This is a genomic window from Pantoea sp. UYEF8, from assembly GCF_040546285.1.
GTDB classification, from domain to species: Bacteria; Pseudomonadota; Gammaproteobacteria; order Enterobacterales; family Enterobacteriaceae; genus Pantoea; species Pantoea brenneri.
The window spans coordinates 227846-246586 of record NZ_JBEPNM010000005.1; the positions used below are offsets into that span (position 1 = coordinate 227846).

The window sequence follows — 18741 nt, forward strand, 5'->3', positions numbered from 1 at the left end:
GTCGGAGGTTAACCGGGTAATTACATTGTGGCAGTGTTCGCCACTGCCACGTAAAGTTATAGTGTGGACTCTGAAGTCCGCAATGATTCCCGAGGTTAGACGCTTCGGTTTTGGAGAATGGATGAAATCACTGTTTAAAGTCACATTGTTAGCTACCACTATGGCCGTCGCGCTGAATGCACCGCTGACAATGGCGGCAGAAACCGCGGCTGCACCGGCAACGGCTGCGGCACCACAGTCTGCTCCTCAGGCACCGAAAAATGCTGCCTTCAAAGATGAAGACCAGCAGTCTGCCTACGCACTGGGCGCCTCACTGGGTCGCTACATGGACAACTCCCTGAAGGAGCAGGAAAAACTGGGCATCAAGCTGGATAAGCAACAGCTGATCGCGGGTGTACAGGATGCCTTTGGTGGCAAGAGCAAGCTCTCTGATGAAGAGATCGAGCAGACGCTGCAGGCTTTTGAAGGCCGCGTGAAAGGCGCAGCCTCCGCGAAAATGGAAAAAGATGCGAAAGAGAACGCCGAAAAGGGTGATGCTTACGCAACCAAATTCGCGAAAGAGAGCGGCGTGAAGAAAACTGAAAGCGGCCTGCTGTATAAAGTCGAGAAAGAAGGCACCGGCGCAGCCCCGACTGATAGCGACACGGTGGTCGTGAACTACAAAGGGACGCTGATCGACGGTACCGAGTTCGATAACTCCTATACCCGTGGTGAGCCGCTTTCCTTCCGTCTGGATGGTGTGATTCCGGGCTGGACTGAAGGTCTGAAGCACGTGAAGAAAGGCGGTAAGATTAAGCTGGTGATCCCACCACAGCTGGCTTACGGCAAAAATGGCGTTCCGGGTATTCCGGCTAACTCCACGCTGGTATTTGATGTCGAACTGCTTGATATCAAACCGGCCCCTAAAGCAGACGAAAAAGCGCAGGCACCTGCGGCTGACGCGAAAAAAGCACAGTAATCTGCTCACCGCCGCCTTCGGGCGGCGGTTTCATTTCTGCTTCATTACAAACCACTGGCATAAGCCGACGACATTTGCCAGACTAGCGCCTGCCTAATTATCCCAATATTGAGTCTGCCCATAAGCCGCTGTGACAGGCTCCAGCCATTCAGGGTGATCTCTTCAATGTCTAATCCATTCAATCCCGGTGAACTGAGCGACTTCGATCTGCTGGAGCAACGCCCGTTCGAACAAACAGATTACGATATTCTGAAATCATACGAGGCTGTCGTCGATGGACTGGCGATGCTGATCGGTTCGCATTGCGAAATCGTCCTGCACTCGCTGGAAGATCTTAAATGTTCGGCAGTGCGTATCGCAAACGGTGAGCACACCGGCCGTAAAGTGGGATCGCCTATCACCGATCTGGCGTTACGGATGCTGCATGACATGCACGGCGCCGACAGTAACGTCTCTCGCGCCTACTTTACCCGCGCCAAAAGCGGGGTGCTGATGAAATCCGTCACCATCGCCATCCGTAACCGGCAGCAGCGGGTGATTGGTCTGCTTTGCATCAACATGAACCTGGATGTGCCGTTCTCGCAGATTATGTCGACCTTCCTGCCGCCGGAGATGCAGCAGGTGGATTCCAGCGTCAACTTTGCCAGCTCTGTCGACGATCTGGTGATGCAGACGCTTGAATTTACCATCGAGGAAGTCAGCGCCGATCGCAACGTTTCGAACAACGCCAAAAACCGGCAGATCGTCCTGAACCTGTATGAGAAGGGGATCTTCGATATTAAAGATGCAATCAACCAGGTTGCCGAGCGTCTCAATATTTCGAAGCACACGGTTTATCTCTACATTCGCCAGTTTAAAAACGGCGATTTTCAGGGACAGGATCGGTAATGCGTTACACCTTACTGGTTACCGGTCCGGCGTACGGCACGCAGCAGGCGACCAGCGCGCTACTGTTTGCCCGGGCGCTGGTAGCGGCCGGTCATCAGCTGGAGAGCGTCTTCTTCTATCGTGAAGGGGTGCTGAATGCCAATCAGCTTACCGCGCCGGCCAGTGATGAATATGATCTGGTACGGGCATGGCAGGCGCTGAATCAACAGCAGGGTGTGGCGCTTAATATCTGCGTTGCGGCGGCGTTGCGCCGTGGCGTGACCGATCAACAGGAAGCGGCACGCCTGCAGCTGCCCGGCAGTAATCTCCAGCCAGGGTTTACCCTGAGCGGTCTGGGTGCGCTGGCCGAAGCGGCGCTAAGCTGCGAACGACTGGTGCAGTTCTGATGAATCGAGTGGCTTTTGTATTTACCCGCGCACCGCACGGCAGCAGTGCCGGACGTGAAGGGCTGGATGCCGCCCTGGCGACTGGCGCACTGAGTGACGACATCGGGCTGTTCTTTATTGGCGATGGTGTACTGCAGCTCAATACACAGCAACAGCCCGAGGCGATAGAGAGCCGCCACTATGCGCCGACCTTTGGCGTGCTGGCGCTGTACGACATTGAGCACTGCTATCTCTGTCAGGAATCGCTCACCGCGCGTGGAATGCAGGTTGACGCCGCCCGGGTGATGGATGTTACGCTATTGTCCGCGGTGGAACTGCGCCAGACGCTGGCCGGTTATGACCGCATTCTTACCTTTTAAGGGCTCTTCATGCTGCATACTCTCCTGCACTCACCGGCTTACAGCGATCTTGAGACTCTGCTGTTAATGGTGGATGCGGATGACGACATACTGTTACTGCAGGATGGTGTGATCGCCGCCTTAGCCGGTAGTCGGGCACTGCAACAGCTTTCAGGCTGTGCGGCTGCACTGTGGGTACTGGACGAAGATGTGCGTGCTCGCGGCCTGGCTGGACAAATTTCGACCAGTGTGCGTCCGGTGGACTATACTGGTTTCGTCGCGCTGACGGTAAAGCATCCACAACAAATGACCTGGTAATCGTCTAAAACCTGGTTATTTCTTGACACCCTTTTGACGCAGCCCTAAAATTCTGCCTCCTCGTAATTCTACGAGGCGATTTATTACGTGTTTACGAAGCAAAAGCAAATCCAGGAGCTATTTAATGGCAACAGTTAACCAGCTGGTTCGCAAACCACGCGTCCGCAAAGTTGCAAAGAGCAACGTGCCGGCGCTGGAAGCTTGCCCGCAAAAACGTGGCGTTTGTACTCGTGTGTACACCACCACTCCTAAAAAACCAAACTCAGCACTGCGTAAAGTTTGCCGTGTGCGTTTGACTAACGGTTTTGAAGTTACCTCCTACATCGGCGGTGAAGGTCATAACCTGCAGGAACACTCCGTGATCCTGATCCGTGGCGGTCGTGTAAAAGACCTGCCAGGTGTGCGTTACCACACCGTTCGTGGCGCGCTTGACTGCTCAGGTGTTAAAGACCGTAAGCAGGCTCGCTCCAAGTACGGCGTGAAGAAGCCAAAGGCTTAATGGTTCTCCGTTAAGTAAGGCCAAACGTTTTAAATTAAATGTCAAAATAAACTCGTAGAGTTTTGGACAATCCTGAATTAACAACGGAGTATTTCCATGCCACGTCGTCGCGTCATTGGTCAGCGTAAAATTCTGCCAGATCCTAAGTTCGGATCAGAGCTGCTGGCCAAATTTGTAAATATCCTGATGGTAGATGGTAAAAAATCTACTGCTGAATCAATCGTTTATACCGCGCTTGAGACCCTGGCTCAGCGTTCAGGTAAAAACGAACTGGAAGCCTTTGAAGTAGCCCTGGAAAACGTACGTCCGACTGTCGAAGTTAAGTCACGTCGCGTTGGTGGTTCTACCTATCAGGTACCAGTAGAAGTCCGTCCGGTTCGTCGTAATGCTCTGGCAATGCGTTGGATCGTAGAAGCTGCTCGTAAACGCGGTGATAAATCAATGGCTCTTCGCCTGGCGAACGAACTTTCTGATGCTGCAGAGAACAAAGGTACTGCAGTTAAGAAACGTGAAGACGTTCACCGCATGGCAGAAGCCAACAAGGCGTTCGCACACTACCGTTGGTAATCACCACGTAGATGTTAAACCAGCGGGCGCTCAATCAGCCAACCCGCTGGGGTCGACTTACCTTGAACGCCCGAGAATCAGAGGAATCAAATGGCTCGTAAAACACCCATTGCTCGCTACCGTAATATCGGTATCAGTGCGCACATCGACGCCGGTAAGACTACCACTACCGAACGCGTTCTGTTCTACACCGGTGTAAACCACAAAATCGGTGAAGTACATGACGGCGCAGCAACCATGGACTGGATGGAGCAGGAACAGGAACGTGGTATTACCATCACTTCCGCTGCGACCACCTGTTACTGGTCTGGTATGGCCAAGCAGTTTGAACCACACCACATCAACATCATCGACACCCCAGGACACGTTGACTTCACCATCGAAGTTGAACGTTCTATGCGTGTGCTTGATGGCGCGGTAATGGTTTACTGTGCAGTTGGTGGCGTTCAGCCACAGTCTGAGACCGTATGGCGTCAGGCTAACAAATATAAAGTTCCACGCATTGCGTTCGTTAACAAAATGGACCGCATGGGTGCTAACTTCCTGAAAGTTGTTAACCAGATGGAAGTTCGTCTGGGCGCAACTCCAGTTCCTCTGCAGCTGGCTATCGGCGCAGAAGAGAAATTCACTGGTGTTGTTGACCTGGTGAAAATGAAAGCAATCAACTGGAACGACGCAGACCAGGGTGTAACCTTCGACTACGAAGATATTCCAGCTGATATGCAGGAACTGGCTGAAGAATGGCATGCGAAGCTGGTTGAAGCCGCTGCTGAAGGCTCTGATGAGCTGATGGAAAAATTCTTCGGTGGTGAAGAACTGACTGAAGAAGAGATCAAAACATCTCTGCGTAAGCGTGTTCTGAACAACGAAATTATCCTGGTAACCTGTGGTTCTGCATTTAAGAACAAAGGTGTTCAGGCGATGCTGGATGCCGTTGTTGAATATCTGCCAGCACCGACTGACGTTACCGCGATCAACGGTATGCTGGACGACGGTAAAGACACGCCGGCTGTTCGTCACTCTGATGACAACGAGCCGTTTGCTGCACTGGCGTTCAAAATCGCTACCGACCCGTTCGTGGGTAACTTAACCTTCTTCCGCGTTTACTCTGGTGTTGTTAACACGGGTGACACCGTGTTCAACCCGGTTAAGTCAAACCGTGAGCGTCTGGGCCGTATCGTTCAGATGCACGCTAACAAGCGTGAAGAGATTAAAGAAGTTCGTGCGGGTGATATCGCAGCTGCGATCGGCCTGAAAGATGTGACCACTGGTGACACCCTGTGTGACCCAGATAACGTCATCATCCTTGAGCGCATGGAGTTCCCGGAGCCGGTAATCTCTATCGCCGTTGAGCCAAAAACCAAAGCTGACCAGGAAAAAATGGGTCTGGCTCTGGGCCGTCTGGCAAAAGAAGACCCATCATTCCGCGTATGGACTGATGAAGAATCTAACCAGACCATCATCGCCGGTATGGGTGAACTGCACCTCGACATCATCGTTGACCGTATGAAGCGTGAGTTCAACGTTGAAGCAAACGTGGGTAAACCACAGGTTGCTTACCGTGAAGCGATTCGCACCAAAGTTACCGATGTTGAAGGTAAACATGCCAAGCAGTCTGGTGGTCGCGGTCAGTATGGTCATGTTGTTATCGACATGTACCCACTGGAGCCAGGTTCGAACCCGAAAGGCTACGAATTTGTCAACGACATCAAAGGTGGTGTGATTCCTGGTGAATACATCCCTGCGGTTGACAAAGGTATCCAGGAGCAGCTGAAATCAGGCCCTCTGGCTGGTTACCCGGTTGTGGATCTGGGCGTGCGTCTGCACTTCGGTTCTTACCACGATGTCGACTCCTCAGAACTGGCGTTTAAACTGGCCGCGTCTCTTGCCTTCAAACAAGGCTTTAAACAAGCGACACCTGTTCTGCTTGAACCTATCATGAAGGTTGAAGTTGAAACGCCAGAAGAGAACACGGGTGATGTCATCGGTGACCTTAGCCGTCGTCGTGGTATGCTCAAAGGGCAGGAATCTAACGCTACTGGCGTTCAGATTCACGCTGAAGTTCCGTTGTCTGAGATGTTCGGATACGCAACTCAGCTGCGTTCTCTGACCAAAGGTCGTGCTTCTTACTCCATGGAGTTCCTGAAGTATGACGATGCGCCGAACAACGTAGCGCAGGCCGTTATTGAAGCTCGTAGCAAATAAGCTACGGTTTAAATTTGAACTGATGCCTTCACCGAGACGGTGAAGGCACAACGTAAGGAATTATCGCCATGGCGAAAGAGCAATTTCAGCGTAACAAACTGCACGTAAACGTGGGCACCATCGGTCACGTCGACCACGGTAAAACCACCCTGACTGCAGCTATCACCACCGTACTGTCTAAAACTTACGGCGGCCAGGCGCGTGCATTCGATCAGATCGATAACGCACCAGAAGAGAAAGCACGTGGTATCACCATCAACACTTCACACGTTGAGTATGAAACCCCGACTCGTCACTATGCACACGTTGACTGCCCAGGCCACGCCGACTATGTGAAAAACATGATCACCGGTGCTGCGCAGATGGACGGCGCGATCCTGGTTGTTGCTGCGACTGATGGCCCAATGCCACAGACCCGTGAGCACATCCTGCTGGGTCGTCAGGTTGGCGTTCCTTACATCATCGTGTTCCTGAACAAGTGCGACATGGTTGATGATGAAGAGCTGCTGGAACTGGTTGAGATGGAAGTTCGTGACCTGCTGTCAGCATATGACTTCCCAGGCGACGACACTCCAATCGTTCGTGGTTCTGCTCTGAAAGCGCTGGAAGGCGAAGCTGAGTGGGAAGCGAAAATCATCGAACTGGCTGAGCACCTGGATAACTACATTCCAGAGCCACAGCGTGCGATCGACATGCCGTTCCTGCTGCCAATCGAAGACGTATTCTCAATCTCTGGCCGTGGTACTGTTGTTACCGGTCGTGTTGAGCGCGGCATCGTTAAAGTCGGCGACGAAGTTGAAATCGTGGGTATCAAAGATACTGCGAAATCAACCTGTACCGGTGTTGAGATGTTCCGTAAGCTGCTGGACCAGGGTCAGGCAGGCGAAAACTGTGGTGTTCTGCTGCGCGGTATCAAGCGTGAAGACATCCAGCGTGGTCAGGTTCTGGCTAAGCCAGGCAGCATCAAGCCACACACCCAGTTCGAGTCAGAAGTTTACGTTCTGTCTAAAGACGAAGGCGGCCGTCATACTCCGTTCTTCAAAGGCTACCGTCCTCAGTTCTACTTCCGTACTACTGACGTAACGGGCTCAGTTGAGCTGCCAGAAGGCGTTGAGATGGTAATGCCAGGCGACAACATCAAAATGGTTGTTACCCTGATCCACCCAATCGCAATGGACGAAGGTCTGCGCTTCGCAATCCGCGAAGGCGGCCGTACCGTTGGCGCGGGTGTTGTTGCTAAAGTTATCGCTTAATTGTGATACCTGCTGTGGTCGTGCAAACGGCCACTGCAACAGAGTAAAAAGAGCACTTCGGTGCTCTTTTTTTTTGCCGGTCGGAAAAGGGGATATCCCTACAAAGGCTGGGTTTGAAATAAAAACGATTCGCATTTACACTATGTGCAGAAAATGTACCAGAGTGATGAGTCAATGTACGTCTGCCTGTGTAATGCCATAAGTGATAAAACCCTTCGTGAAGTCGTTCGCCGCTATCAGCCCCGATCTATCCAGCAGCTTCGGCAGTTTGTCCCGGTTGGAAAGCAGTGTGGTAAGTGTATTCGTGCCGCGCGTGAAATCATGGATTCAGAGATGCAACATGCCCCGCTGTATAAAGAGATAGCCTGAGCATAAAGCACATGACTGATTGTCATGCACTCTGTGCTGCGTACTAATAACCACATTATTTGTCGCGTTTTTTTGACTTCTTTTTAACCGCATCTACGCTCTAATAAACCGGACGCGGAGGGTTAACAATGAAGGGCGATATAAAAGTTATTAGTCATCTCAATAAACTGCTTGGAAATGAGCTGGTTGCCGTCAACCAGTATTTTTTGCATGCGCGCATGTTCAAAAACTGGGGGCTGATCCGCCTCAACGATGTCGAATACCATGAATCAATCGATGAGATGAAGCATGCCGACAAGTACATTGAACGCATTCTGTTTCTGGAGGGTATTCCCAATCTGCAGGATTTAGGCCGGCTGCGCATTGGTGAAGATGTCGAAGAGATGCTGGGTTCCGATCTCAACCTGGAGCTGGAAGGCGCAAAAGATTTGCGTGAGGCGATTGCCTACGCAGACAAAGTCCATGACTACGTCAGTCGGGACATGATGATTGAAATCCTGGCGGATGAAGAGCATCACATCGACTGGATTGAAACCGAACTTGAGCTTATCCGCAAAATGGGTATTCAGAATTACCTGCAGGCGCAGATCAAAGAAGAGTAAACCGCGTCTGCAACACCATCATCATCCAGCCCGCAATGGCCAGGAATGGGCCAAACGGCAGCGGGCTGTTACCTCTCTCTGTTGACCCTCGCCACCGCCCGACCAGTACCGTCCCTAACGCCAGAGAGGTTGCCCCTACTGCAATCCAGGGAAGTGCCTGCCAGCCACAACAGGTTCCCAGCGCCGCAAACAGCTTCATGTCGCCATATCCCAGCCCATCAATGCCCCGGGCTAGCCGATACCCCCATCCCAGCAGCCATAGCGTGCTGTAGCCCGCCAGGCCACCGATGACTGCGGCCGTTGCCGATCCTGTGGTCAGTGCATGGGTTAAGCCGAGCCAGAGCAGCATATAGTTGAGCGGGTCCGGAAGACAGAAATGCCGGCGGTCAATCGCGGCCAGCACGAGCAGCAGACACGAGCTGGCAATAATGAACAGGCTGTCGGTTATCTGCTCAAAGGTATTAAACGCCAGCAGGCACAGCAGCGCTACCAGTGTTTCGACAACCAGGCTGTGCGGACTAAAGGGGTGGCGGCAGACGCGACATTTACCGCGTAAGGCTGGCCAGCTAATCAGCGGTAAACGATCGCGCCATAACAAGGGGCGCTGACAGTGCTCACATTGCGAGCCGGGGACGCAGAGTGAATGGAACCACTCGGCGGACGAATCAGTCGGAGAGAAGCGCTGACAGACCAGAGCGATAAAACTACCCAGAGCGCTGGCGACAATAAAAATGACAACATCGATCATGAAGTAATGCGGCACGGTCAGGGCTCCTGATTCAGCAACGGGTCTGAGCTGACTCTGCCCATAACCAGATTGCCTGTCATGATAGAAATGCCTGGGCCGGAAAGCAGCGCACAGCAAAAGTGGCCGACCCGACCGCAGGATAGCAGGGCAGTGCGAGGCAGATCTGAAAAGCACAGACGACAAACCCGGTTAAAACGACAACACGGGTTGCTTCCTGAGCAGATTTACGTATAATGCGCGGGCCTGCAGATATTGCAGGCGCGATTCGAGCAGAATCGCAGACGGCAGAATTTTAGGCCGCCTGACAATACTCCCAATTGGGGAGTTATATGCTGAACGATTACACTCTCCCATCAATCGTAATGGGCTCGAGTAGTAATTTTTTTCGTCTATAAAAAGTTTGGAGCTCTGGTCTCATGCAGAACCAAAGAATCCGTATCCGTCTTAAAGCGTTTGATCATCGTCTGATCGATCAATCAACCGCGGAAATCGTTGAGACCGCCAAGCGCACTGGTGCGCAGGTTCGTGGTCCGATCCCGCTGCCAACCCGCAAAGAGCGCTTTACCGTTCTGATCTCTCCGCACGTTAACAAAGATGCGCGTGATCAGTACGAAATCCGCACTCACAAGCGTCTGGTAGACATCGTTGAGCCAACTGAAAAAACCGTTGATGCTCTGATGCGTCTGGATCTGGCTGCCGGTGTTGACGTGCAGATCAGCCTGGGTTAATCAGGTCATCGAGCGATTGAGAGGTTGAAACAATGATTGGTTTAGTCGGTAAAAAAGTGGGCATGACCCGCATCTTCACTGAAGATGGCGTTTCTATCCCCGTCACCGTAATCGAAGTTGAAGCGAACCGCGTTACTCAGGTCAAAGGCCTGGAAAACGATGGTTACCAGGCAATTCAGGTTACCACCGGTGCTAAAAAAGCAAACCGTGTGACCAAACCTGAAGCTGGTCATTTTGCTAAAGCTGGCGTTGAAGCTGGCCGTGGCCTGTGGGAATTCCGCACCGCTGAAGGTGAAGAATACTCTGTAGGTCAGAGCATCAGCGTTGAGATTTTCGCTGAAGTTAAAAAAGTTGACGTAACCGGTACCTCTAAAGGTAAAGGTTTCGCCGGTACCGTTAAGCGCTGGAACTTCCGTACCCAGGACGCGACTCACGGTAACTCCTTGTCTCACCGCGTTCCGGGTTCAATCGGTCAGAACCAGACTCCGGGCAAAGTGTTCAAAGGCAAGAAAATGGCAGGTCAGCTGGGTAATGAGCGCGTAACCGTTCAGAGTCTGGACGTAGTACGTGTTGACGCTGAGCGCAACCTGCTGCTGGTTAAAGGTGCTGTCCCGGGTGCAACCGGTAGCGACCTGATCGTTAAACCAGCTGTGAAGGCGTAAGGGGATAGCAATGGAATTAGTATTGAAAGACGCGCAGAGCGCGCTGACTGTTTCCGAAACTACCTTCGGTCGTGATTTCAACGAAGCGCTGGTTCACCAGGTTGTTGTTGCTTACGCATCTGGCGCCCGCCAGGGTACTCGTGCGCAGAAAACGCGTGCAGAAGTAACCGGTTCAGGCAAAAAGCCATGGCGTCAAAAAGGCACCGGCCGTGCGCGTGCAGGTTCTGTAAAGAGCCCAATCTGGCGTTCAGGTGGCGTGACCTTTGCTGCGAAGCCGCAGGACCACAGTCAAAAAGTTAACAAAAAGATGTACCGCGGCGCGCTGAAAAGCATCCTGTCCGAACTGGTACGTCAAGATCGTCTGATCGTTGTCGAATCATTCGCTGTAGAAGCACCGAAAACCAAGCTGCTGGTACAGAAACTGAAAGACATGGCGCTGGAAGACGTGCTGATCATCACTGGCGAACTGGATGAGAATCTGTTCCTGGCTGCGCGTAACCTGTACAAGGTTGACGTGCGTGATGCATCAGGTATCGACCCAGTTAGCCTGATCGCCTTCGACAAAGTCGTTATGACTGCTGATGCAGTTAAGCAAGTTGAGGAGATGCTGGCATGATCCGTGAAGAACGTCTGCTGAAAGTACTGCGCGCGCCGCACGTATCTGAAAAGGCATCTAGCGCGATGGAAAAAACCAATACCATCGTACTCAAAGTAGCTAATGACGCGACCAAAGCAGAGATCGTTGCTGCTGTTGAGAAACTGTTCGAAGTAGAAGTGAAAGACGTAAACACCCTGGTAGTTAAGGGTAAAGTTAAGCGTCACGGACAGCGTATCGGTCGTCGTAGCGACTGGAAAAAAGCTTACGTCACCCTGAAGGAAGGCCAGAATCTGGACTTCGTCGGCGGCGCTGAGTAAGTCGGAGGAGAAAGACAATGGCAGTTGTTAAATGTAAACCGACATCTCCGGGTCGTCGCCACGTCGTAAAAGTGGTGAACCCAGAGCTGCACAAGGGCAAGCCGTTTGCTCCATTGCTGGAAAAAAACAGCAAATCCGGTGGCCGCAACAACAACGGTCGCATCACTACCCGTCACATCGGTGGTGGTCATAAGCAGGCTTACCGTCTGGTTGATTTCAAACGCAACAAAGATGGTATCCCGGCAGTTGTTGAACGTCTTGAGTACGATCCGAACCGCTCTGCGAACATCGCACTGGTTCTGTACAAAGACGGCGAGCGCCGTTATATCCTGGCCCCTAAAGGCCTGAAAGCCGGCGACCAGATCCAATCTGGCGTTGATGCTGCGATCAAAGCAGGTAACACTCTGCCGATGCGTAACATCCCGGTGGGTTCTACCGTGCATAACGTAGAAATGAAACCAGGCAAAGGCGGTCAGATTGCTCGCTCAGCCGGTGCTTACGTGCAGATCGTTGCGCGTGAAGGTTCTTACGTTACCCTGCGTCTGCGTTCTGGTGAAATGCGTAAAGTCGAATCTGACTGCCGCGCAACGCTGGGCGAAGTCGGCAACGCTGAGCATATGCTGCGCGTTCTGGGTAAAGCTGGTGCAGCCCGTTGGCGTGGTGTTCGTCCGACCGTTCGTGGTACCGCGATGAACCCAGTTGATCACCCGCACGGTGGTGGTGAAGGTCGTAACTTTGGTAAGCACCCGGTAACTCCGTGGGGCGTTCAGACCAAAGGTAAGAAGACCCGTAGCAACAAGCGTACTGATAAATTTATCGTACGTCGCCGTAGCAAATAATATTAGAGGATAAGCCATGCCACGTTCTCTCAAGAAAGGTCCTTTTATTGACCTGCACTTGCTGAAGAAGGTAGAGAAAGCGGTGGAAAGCGGTGACAAGAAGCCTTTGCGCACTTGGTCCCGTCGTTCAACGATCTTTCCTAACATGATCGGTTTGACCATCGCTGTCCATAATGGTCGTCAGCACGTTCCTGTCTTTGTTTCCGACGAAATGGTTGGTCACAAACTGGGTGAATTCGCGCCGACACGTACTTATCGCGGTCACGCGGCTGATAAAAAAGCCAAGAAGAAATAAGTAGGAGGAAGAGATGGAAACTATTGCTCAACATCGCCATGCTCGTTCTTCTGCTCAGAAGGTACGCCTGGTGGCGGACCTGATTCGCGGTAAGAAAGTGTCGCAGGCTCTGGATATTTTAACCTACACCAACAAGAAAGCGGCTGTACTGGTTAAGAAAGTCCTGGAATCTGCCATTGCTAACGCCGAACACAACGATGGCGCTGATATCGACGATCTGAAAATCACGAAAATTTTCGTAGATGAAGGTCCGACCATGAAACGCATTATGCCGCGTGCCAAAGGTCGTGCAGATCGCATCCTGAAGCGCACCAGCCACATTACTGTGGTTGTGTCCGATCGCTGAGACTCTGGAGACTAGCAATGGGTCAGAAAGTACATCCTAATGGTATTCGCCTGGGTATTGTAAAACCATGGAACTCTACCTGGTTTGCGAACACCAAAGAATTCGCTGACAACCTGGACAGCGACTTTAAAGTACGTCAGTTCCTGACAAAAGAACTGGCTAAAGCGTCTGTATCTCGTATCGTTATCGAGCGTCCAGCGAAGAGCATCCGTGTGACTATTCACACTGCTCGTCCGGGCATCGTGATCGGTAAGAAAGGTGAAGACGTAGAAAAACTGCGCACGGTCGTCGCGAACATCGCTGGCGTTCCTGCACAGATTAATATCGCTGAAGTCCGTAAGCCGGAACTGGACGCGAAACTGGTAGCTGACAGCATCACTTCACAGCTGGAGCGTCGTGTGATGTTCCGTCGTGCTATGAAGCGTGCGGTTCAGAACGCCATGCGTCTGGGCGCGAAGGGGATTAAAGTTGAAGTTAGCGGCCGTCTGGGCGGCGCCGAGATCGCACGTACCGAATGGTATCGTGAAGGTCGCGTGCCGTTGCACACTCTGCGTGCTGACATTGACTACAACACCTCTGAAGCCCACACCACTTATGGTGTAATCGGCGTTAAGGTATGGATCTTCAAAGGTGAGATCCTGGGTGGTATGGCTGCTGTTGAACAACCGGAACCGGCTGCTCAACCTAAAAAGCAGCAGCGTAAAGGCCGTAAGTAAGGAGAGTCGCTGATGTTACAACCAAAGCGTACGAAATTCCGTAAAGTGCACAAAGGCCGTAACCGCGGTCTGGCTGCGGGTACGGATGTCAGCTTCGGTACTTTCGGTCTGAAAGCTGTTGGCCGTGGTCGTCTGACTGCTCGTCAGATCGAAGCAGCACGTCGTGCTATGACCCGTGCAGTTAAGCGTCAAGGTAAGATCTGGATCCGAGTATTCCCGGACAAACCGATCACCGAGAAGCCGCTGGAAGTGCGTATGGGTAAAGGTAAGGGTAACGTGGAGTATTGGGTTGCCCTGATCCAGCCTGGTAAAGTCCTGTATGAAATGGACGGCGTACCAGAAGAGCTGGCCCGTGAAGCATTCAAGCTGGCAGCAGCAAAACTGCCTATCAAAACCACCTTTGTAACTAAGACGGTGATGTAATGAAAGCAACAGAGCTGCGTGAAAAAAGCGTTGAAGAGCTGAACACTGAGCTGCTTAATCTGCTGCGTGAGCAATTTAACCTGCGCATGCAGGCAGCATCTGGCCAACTGCAGCAGACCCATCTGCTGAAGCAAGTGCGCCGTGATGTTGCACGCGTTAAGACTTTACTGACTGAGAAGGCGGGTTCGTAATGACCGATAAAATCCGTACTCTGCAGGGTCGTGTAGTAAGTGACAAAATGCAGAAATCTGCAGTTGTTGCTATCGAACGTTTCGTGAAACACCCGATCTACGGCAAATTCATCAAACGTACGACTAAGCTGCACATCCATGACGAGAACAATGAATGTGGAATTGGCGACGTGGTAGAAATCCGCGAATGCCGTCCACTGTCCAAGACTAAATCCTGGACCCTGGTTCGCGTAATTGAGAAAGCTGTTCTGTAATAAGAATGGTTTTTTCTGAGAAAACCCTCTGCTTCGGCAGGGGGTTTTTTTTTGCCTGTGGAGCGGATAGCGATCCTTACATCAACGGCACATCCTCGATGAGGATCAGCTGTGCGGTGGACTGGCTGTGGCGTTTGGTCAGGGTGGTTTAACAACTGCGGGCTGGAAAAGGCGGGTTACATGTGGCTAGCGCACGAGTCGTGAAGAGAAGCCAAAACCTCGCCCGGCACCGTCGCTGCAAGCTGCGCTGCTGACGATTGGCCTGCCGCTATCAACATCTGCCCCTCAGGGGTAACCCGCCGGTGATAGCATGCAAAGAACGCCGTTATGTGTACCACTCCGTGGTGTAAACGGTGCGCTGTTCTACTGACTGATGCAACGTTATCCGCTGTGGCAGGATCCGATGCCAGACAGGTTACACATCTCAACCCAGATATCGATGGAAGAGTTGATGCTAACGGGCTGTACCACCACCAGCGATCATCGGTATCACGATCCCAACGACTACCAGCTTGATGAACGCATTGAGGCGGCCACCGTAAAGGGAATAATTTCCATGCCAGTGGCGGCAGTGTGAGTGTGGGGCAGCCGCGCGGTGGCCTGACGCCCGACAGTCTGGTGGAGGATGAGGCGACGATGTTAACCGCTACCTAACGGGGAATAGCGCGTTAACGCGACGCCTGTCATGGGATGATGCGGTGGAGGCGCCATGTTCGCCAGTTTCTGTCAGTCGTGAGTTGATAAAGCTGTCTGCCGCGCTGGCCGTCAGTACGGTGTCTCAGTGCATACTCATCTGGCGGAAAATGGTAACGATATCCGTTATTGCCGAGAGAAATTCAATATGGTGCTGGCACAGTACCTGGAGGTCCTCGGCTGGGTAGATCCTGACGTCTGGCATGCACACCACGTTAAGCTGGCTCCCTAAGGCATTGAGCTGTTCGCCGATAGCGGGACGAGTAGCGCGTATTGTCCCTGCGCCAGCATGCTGCCTGACTCGGGTATCGCCCCGTTGCGCCATATGTGCGACGCCGTTGTCCCCGTCGGGTTTGGCGTCGAGGGCTCTGCCTCTAATGTCAGCGCAGACATGACATCAGAAGCGCGTCAGGCGATGCTGCTGCAACGGCTGGGGTTGGGTCCCGATGCGCTGACGGCGCGTCAGGTGCCTGAACTGGCAATGCTGAGAGGCGGGAAAGTGCTTAAACGTGATGATGAGGCAATAATTGCTCCCGGCATGATGGCCGAACTGGCGGTTTTTGACCTGGGCCGGGTAGGGCTGGACGGGGCAGGGCACGATCGGTTTCGCTGCAGATGTTCTCTGATTCGGGGCCGGCGGCATACAACAGCATCAACAGCTCAGGGTACGTAACGGTCAACTGAGCGGAATTAAACTGCCAGCACCGCCGCGCCAGCATAACCAACTGGCCACTAAACGGGTGAAAGGGGCCAATCGGACACTTTATTACAGAAGCGACGAAAAATAAGGCAGATTACATTTGCTACTGTTCGCACTATTCCCTAGAATACGCCCTCCCTGTCATCAGGGAAAATCAGCGGCTCGATTGAGAGCCGTTTATTTTTTCTACCCATCTGTGAGAACCGGTGTTACAATGCCGCGCCCTCAATTATGGGGCTTTCTAACGACCTGAGGTTTAGGTCCCGAAGTAGTAGTTGACATTAGCGGAGCACTAAAATGATCCAAGAACAGACTATGCTGAACGTCGCCGACAACTCCGGTGCACGTCGCGTAATGTGTATCAAGGTTCTGGGTGGCTCGCACCGTCGCTACGCAGGCGTCGGTGACATCATCAAAGTTACCATCAAGGAAGCAATTCCTCGTGGTAAAGTCAAAAAAGGTGATGTCCTGAAGGCGGTAGTGGTGCGCACCAGGAAGGGTGTTCGTCGCCCGGACGGTTCTGTCATTCGCTTCGATGGTAATGCATGCGTTATTTTAAACAATAACAGTGAGCAGCCTATCGGTACGCGTATTTTTGGGCCGGTAACTCGTGAACTTCGTACTGAAAAGTTCATGAAAATTATCTCTCTGGCACCAGAAGTACTCTAAGGAGCGAACAATGGCAGCTAAAATCCGTCGTAACGACGAAGTTATCGTGTTAACCGGTAAAGATAAAGGTAAGCGCGGTAAAGTTAAGAATGTCCTGTCTTCTGGTAAGGTCATCGTTGAAGGTATCAACCTGGTGAAGAAACATCAGAAGCCGGTTCCGGCTCTGAACCAACCAGGTGGCATCGTTGAAAAAGAAGCTGCAATTCAGGTTTCTAACGTTGCACTGTTCAATGCGGCAACTGGTAAGGCTGACCGTGTAGGCTTTAGATTCGAAGACGGCAAAAAAGTCCGTTTCTTCAAGTCTAACAGCGAAACTATCAAGTAATTTGGAGTAGTACGATGGCGAAACTGCATGATTACTACAAAGACGAAGTAGTCCAGAAACTCATGACAGAGTTTGGCTACAATTCTGTCATGCAAGTCCCTCGGGTCGAGAAGATCACCCTGAACATGGGTGTTGGTGAAGCGATCGCTGACAAGAAACTGCTGGATAACGCAGCAGCTGACCTGGCAGCAATCTCCGGTCAAAAACCGCTGGTCACCAAAGCACGCAAATCAGTTGCAGGCTTCAAAATCCGTCAGGGCTATCCGATCGGCTGTAAAGTAACTCTGCGTGGCGAACGCATGTGGGAGTTCTTTGAGCGTCTGATCACCATTGCTGTTCCACGTATCCGTGACTTCCGTGGCTTGTCCGCTAAGTCATTCGATGGTCGTGGCAACTACAGCATGGGTGTACGTGAGCAGATCATCTTCCCAGAAATCGACTACGACAAAGTCGATCGCGTTCGTGGTTTGGATATTACCATTACCACTACTGCGAAATCTGATGATGAAGGCCGTGCTCTGCTGGCTGCCTTTGACTTCCCGTTCCGTAAGTAAGGTAGGGTTACTTAATGGCTAAGCAATCTATGAAAGCACGCGAAGTTAAGCGTGTGAAATTAGCAGACAAATTCTTCGCAAAACGCGCTGAACTGAAAGCGATCATTTCTGATGTGAACGCTTCCGACGAAGATCGTTGGAATGCCGTTCTGAAGCTGCAGAGTCTGCCGCGTGATTCCAGCCCTTCACGTCAGCGTAACCGCTGCCGTCAAACAGGTCGTCCGCACGGTTTCCTGCGGAAGTTTGGGTTGAGCCGTATCAAGGTCCGCGAAGCCGCCATGCGCGGTGAAATCCCGGGCCTGAAGAAGGCTAGCTGGTAATTGTCACCAATTGAATCACGGGAGTAACACAGATGAGCATGCAAGATCCGATCGCGGATATGCTGACCCGTATCCGTAACGGTCAGGCCGCGAACAAAGTTGCGGTCACCATGCCTTCCTCCAAGCTGAAATTGGCAATTGCCAACGTTCTGAAGGAAGAAGGATATATTGAAGATTTCAAAATCGAAGGCGACACCAAGCTGGAACTGGAACTGACTCTTAAGTATTTCCAGGGCAAAGCGGTTGTGGAAAGCATTCAGCGAGTAAGCCGTCCTGGTCTGCGCATCTATAAGAAAAAAGATGAGCTGCCAAAGGTAATGGCTGGTATGGGCATCGCTGTAGTTTCTACATCTAAAGGTGTCATGACTGATCGTGCAGCGCGCCAGGCAGGTCTTGGTGGCGAAATTATCTGCTACGTAGCGTAATCGGAGGATACTATGTCTCGTGTTGCTAAAGCACCTGTCGTTGTTCCTGCCGGCGTAGAGGTAAAACTCAACGGTCAGGTAATTTCGATTAAAGGTAAAAACGGCGAGCTGACTCGTACTATCAATGATGCTGTTGAAGTTAAGCATGCTGACAACGCTCTGACTTTCGCTCCGCGCGAAGGTTTCGTTGACGGCTGGGCGCAGGCGGGTACTTCTCGCGCGCTGCTGAACGCAATGGTTATCGGTGTTACCGAAGGCTTCACTAAGAAGCTGCAGCTGGTTGGTGTAGGTTATCGTGCAGCCGTTAAAGGCGACGTGGTAAACCTGTCTCTGGGCTTTTCTCATCCAGTCGATCACCAGCTGCCCGCGGGTATCACTGCAGAGTGTCCGACTCAGACTGAAATCGTGCTGAAAGGCGCTGATAAACAGCTGATCGGCCAGGTTGCAGCTGACTTGCGCGCCTACCGTCGTCCTGAGCCTTATAAAGGCAAGGGTGTCCGTTACGCCGACGAAGTCGTGCGTACCAAAGAGGCTAAGAAGAAGTAAGGTAACACT

The 18741-nt window shown here is 52.1% G+C and carries 32 protein-coding genes; 31 read left to right on the forward strand and 1 reads right to left on the reverse strand.

The window, feature by feature from the left end:
- Window positions 1-121: 121 nt before the first annotated feature.
- The 11 genes from fkpA (at window position 122) to bfr (ending at window position 8383) form a co-directional block, all read left to right on the forward strand.
- On the forward strand, window positions 122-958 hold the full coding sequence (gene fkpA / locus ABIB18_RS12495; protein ID WP_031376818.1) for an FKBP-type peptidyl-prolyl cis-trans isomerase: 837 nt from the start codon (window positions 122-124) through the stop codon (window positions 956-958).
- A gap of 165 nt (window positions 959-1123) precedes the next feature.
- Window positions 1124-1846 (forward strand): helix-turn-helix transcriptional regulator, encoded by a 723-nt coding sequence (locus ABIB18_RS12500; protein ID WP_031376819.1) that lies wholly within the window; start codon window positions 1124-1126, stop codon window positions 1844-1846.
- Window positions 1846-2232, forward strand: coding sequence for a sulfurtransferase complex subunit TusD (gene tusD, locus ABIB18_RS12505; RefSeq protein WP_031376820.1), 387 nt, complete (start codon window positions 1846-1848; stop codon window positions 2230-2232). The genes ABIB18_RS12500 and tusD overlap by 1 nt, the downstream gene beginning before the upstream one ends.
- Window positions 2232-2591, forward strand: a complete 360-nt coding sequence (gene tusC / locus ABIB18_RS12510) for a sulfurtransferase complex subunit TusC (protein ID WP_279809634.1) — start codon at window positions 2232-2234, stop codon at window positions 2589-2591. The genes tusD and tusC overlap by 1 nt, the downstream gene beginning before the upstream one ends.
- A 9-nt stretch (window positions 2592-2600) precedes the next feature.
- Window positions 2601-2888 (forward strand): sulfurtransferase complex subunit TusB, encoded by a 288-nt coding sequence (tusB, locus tag ABIB18_RS12515; RefSeq protein ID WP_031376822.1) that lies wholly within the window; start codon window positions 2601-2603, stop codon window positions 2886-2888.
- Window positions 2889-3012: 124 nt separating this feature from the next.
- Window positions 3013-3387: a 30S ribosomal protein S12 gene (gene rpsL / locus ABIB18_RS12520; protein ID WP_003852912.1), complete on the forward strand. Its 375-nt coding sequence runs from the start codon at window positions 3013-3015 to the stop codon at window positions 3385-3387.
- Window positions 3388-3483: 96 nt separating this feature from the next.
- Window positions 3484-3954 (forward strand): 30S ribosomal protein S7, encoded by a 471-nt coding sequence (gene rpsG, locus ABIB18_RS12525; RefSeq protein ID WP_013510774.1) that lies wholly within the window; start codon window positions 3484-3486, stop codon window positions 3952-3954.
- A 90-nt stretch (window positions 3955-4044) separates the two neighbouring features.
- The gene (gene fusA / locus ABIB18_RS12530; protein ID WP_031376823.1) at window positions 4045-6159 is read left to right on the forward strand and encodes an elongation factor G; all 2115 of its coding nucleotides are present in this window, start codon (window positions 4045-4047) and stop codon (window positions 6157-6159) included.
- Between the two features lie 68 nt (window positions 6160-6227).
- The gene (gene tuf, locus ABIB18_RS12535) at window positions 6228-7412 is read left to right on the forward strand and encodes an elongation factor Tu (RefSeq protein ID WP_105099977.1); all 1185 of its coding nucleotides are present in this window, start codon (window positions 6228-6230) and stop codon (window positions 7410-7412) included.
- Between the two features lie 174 nt (window positions 7413-7586).
- Window positions 7587-7781: a bacterioferritin-associated ferredoxin gene (gene bfd, locus ABIB18_RS12540; protein WP_072051058.1), complete on the forward strand. Its 195-nt coding sequence runs from the start codon at window positions 7587-7589 to the stop codon at window positions 7779-7781.
- A gap of 128 nt (window positions 7782-7909) precedes the next feature.
- On the forward strand, window positions 7910-8383 hold the full coding sequence (gene bfr / locus ABIB18_RS12545) for a bacterioferritin (protein WP_031377826.1): 474 nt from the start codon (window positions 7910-7912) through the stop codon (window positions 8381-8383).
- On the opposite strand, the gene ABIB18_RS12550 is transcribed toward bfr, so the two are convergent.
- Window positions 8370-9146: a prepilin peptidase gene (locus tag ABIB18_RS12550; protein WP_502922712.1), complete on the reverse strand. Its 777-nt coding sequence runs from the start codon at window positions 9144-9146 to the stop codon at window positions 8370-8372. The two genes, bfr and ABIB18_RS12550, sit on opposite strands and share 14 nt — an antisense overlap.
- A gap of 401 nt (window positions 9147-9547) precedes the next feature.
- Here ABIB18_RS12550 and rpsJ point away from each other — a divergent pair, with 401 nt between their 5' ends.
- The 20 genes from rpsJ (at window position 9548) to rplF (ending at window position 18732) form a co-directional block, all read left to right on the forward strand.
- Window positions 9548-9859 carry a 30S ribosomal protein S10 gene (rpsJ, locus tag ABIB18_RS12555; protein WP_001181005.1) on the forward strand — a complete coding sequence of 104 codons (312 nt, stop codon included), beginning with the start codon at window positions 9548-9550 and terminating at the stop codon, window positions 9857-9859.
- Between the two features lie 32 nt (window positions 9860-9891).
- Entirely contained in the window at window positions 9892-10521 is a 630-nt protein-coding gene (gene rplC / locus ABIB18_RS12560; RefSeq protein ID WP_003850712.1) for a 50S ribosomal protein L3, read from the forward strand.
- Between the two features lie 10 nt (window positions 10522-10531).
- Window positions 10532-11137 (forward strand): 50S ribosomal protein L4, encoded by a 606-nt coding sequence (rplD, locus tag ABIB18_RS12565; RefSeq protein ID WP_003850711.1) that lies wholly within the window; start codon window positions 10532-10534, stop codon window positions 11135-11137.
- A complete protein-coding gene (gene rplW, locus ABIB18_RS12570; RefSeq protein ID WP_031377828.1) occupies window positions 11134-11436 on the forward strand; it encodes a 50S ribosomal protein L23 in 303 nt (100 codons plus the stop codon). Before rplD ends, rplW begins: the two co-directional genes overlap by 4 nt.
- Window positions 11437-11453: 17 nt before the next feature.
- Window positions 11454-12275, forward strand: coding sequence for a 50S ribosomal protein L2 (gene rplB / locus ABIB18_RS12575; protein ID WP_031377829.1), 822 nt, complete (start codon window positions 11454-11456; stop codon window positions 12273-12275).
- Window positions 12276-12291: 16 nt separating this feature from the next.
- Window positions 12292-12570 (forward strand): 30S ribosomal protein S19, encoded by a 279-nt coding sequence (rpsS, locus tag ABIB18_RS12580; protein WP_001138115.1) that lies wholly within the window; start codon window positions 12292-12294, stop codon window positions 12568-12570.
- 13 nt (window positions 12571-12583) lie between these two features.
- A complete protein-coding gene (gene rplV / locus ABIB18_RS12585; RefSeq protein ID WP_046289651.1) occupies window positions 12584-12916 on the forward strand; it encodes a 50S ribosomal protein L22 in 333 nt (110 codons plus the stop codon).
- A 17-nt stretch (window positions 12917-12933) separates the two neighbouring features.
- Window positions 12934-13632, forward strand: a complete 699-nt coding sequence (gene rpsC, locus ABIB18_RS12590; RefSeq protein WP_009087585.1) for a 30S ribosomal protein S3 — start codon at window positions 12934-12936, stop codon at window positions 13630-13632.
- A 12-nt stretch (window positions 13633-13644) separates the two neighbouring features.
- A complete protein-coding gene (rplP, locus tag ABIB18_RS12595) occupies window positions 13645-14055 on the forward strand; it encodes a 50S ribosomal protein L16 (protein WP_008927134.1) in 411 nt (136 codons plus the stop codon).
- The gene (gene rpmC / locus ABIB18_RS12600; RefSeq protein WP_003850146.1) at window positions 14055-14246 is read left to right on the forward strand and encodes a 50S ribosomal protein L29; all 192 of its coding nucleotides are present in this window, start codon (window positions 14055-14057) and stop codon (window positions 14244-14246) included. The genes rplP and rpmC overlap by 1 nt, the downstream gene beginning before the upstream one ends.
- Entirely contained in the window at window positions 14246-14500 is a 255-nt protein-coding gene (gene rpsQ, locus ABIB18_RS12605) for a 30S ribosomal protein S17 (RefSeq protein ID WP_003850147.1), read from the forward strand. The genes rpmC and rpsQ overlap by 1 nt, the downstream gene beginning before the upstream one ends.
- A 403-nt stretch (window positions 14501-14903) precedes the next feature.
- Window positions 14904-15077, forward strand: coding sequence for a hypothetical protein (locus ABIB18_RS12610; RefSeq protein WP_236566377.1), 174 nt, complete (start codon window positions 14904-14906; stop codon window positions 15075-15077).
- 204 nt (window positions 15078-15281) lie between these two features.
- Window positions 15282-15425: a hypothetical protein gene (locus ABIB18_RS12615; RefSeq protein WP_354474217.1), complete on the forward strand. Its 144-nt coding sequence runs from the start codon at window positions 15282-15284 to the stop codon at window positions 15423-15425.
- 57 nt (window positions 15426-15482) lie between these two features.
- Complete coding sequence (locus ABIB18_RS12620) at window positions 15483-15866, forward strand: amidohydrolase family protein (RefSeq protein WP_354474218.1); 384 nt, start codon at window positions 15483-15485, stop codon at window positions 15864-15866.
- A 324-nt stretch (window positions 15867-16190) separates the two neighbouring features.
- Window positions 16191-16562 carry a 50S ribosomal protein L14 gene (rplN, locus tag ABIB18_RS12625; protein ID WP_006120590.1) on the forward strand — a complete coding sequence of 124 codons (372 nt, stop codon included), beginning with the start codon at window positions 16191-16193 and terminating at the stop codon, window positions 16560-16562.
- Window positions 16563-16572: 10 nt separating this feature from the next.
- Window positions 16573-16887, forward strand: coding sequence for a 50S ribosomal protein L24 (rplX, locus tag ABIB18_RS12630; RefSeq protein ID WP_003850150.1), 315 nt, complete (start codon window positions 16573-16575; stop codon window positions 16885-16887).
- 14 nt (window positions 16888-16901) lie between these two features.
- A complete protein-coding gene (rplE, locus tag ABIB18_RS12635; RefSeq protein WP_031376676.1) occupies window positions 16902-17441 on the forward strand; it encodes a 50S ribosomal protein L5 in 540 nt (179 codons plus the stop codon).
- 14 nt (window positions 17442-17455) lie between these two features.
- Window positions 17456-17761: a 30S ribosomal protein S14 gene (gene rpsN, locus ABIB18_RS12640; protein WP_010618564.1), complete on the forward strand. Its 306-nt coding sequence runs from the start codon at window positions 17456-17458 to the stop codon at window positions 17759-17761.
- A 32-nt stretch (window positions 17762-17793) separates the two neighbouring features.
- The gene (gene rpsH, locus ABIB18_RS12645) at window positions 17794-18186 is read left to right on the forward strand and encodes a 30S ribosomal protein S8 (protein ID WP_031376675.1); all 393 of its coding nucleotides are present in this window, start codon (window positions 17794-17796) and stop codon (window positions 18184-18186) included.
- Between the two features lie 12 nt (window positions 18187-18198).
- A complete protein-coding gene (rplF, locus tag ABIB18_RS12650; RefSeq protein WP_003850161.1) occupies window positions 18199-18732 on the forward strand; it encodes a 50S ribosomal protein L6 in 534 nt (177 codons plus the stop codon).
- The last annotated feature ends 9 nt before the right edge of the window (window positions 18733-18741 follow it).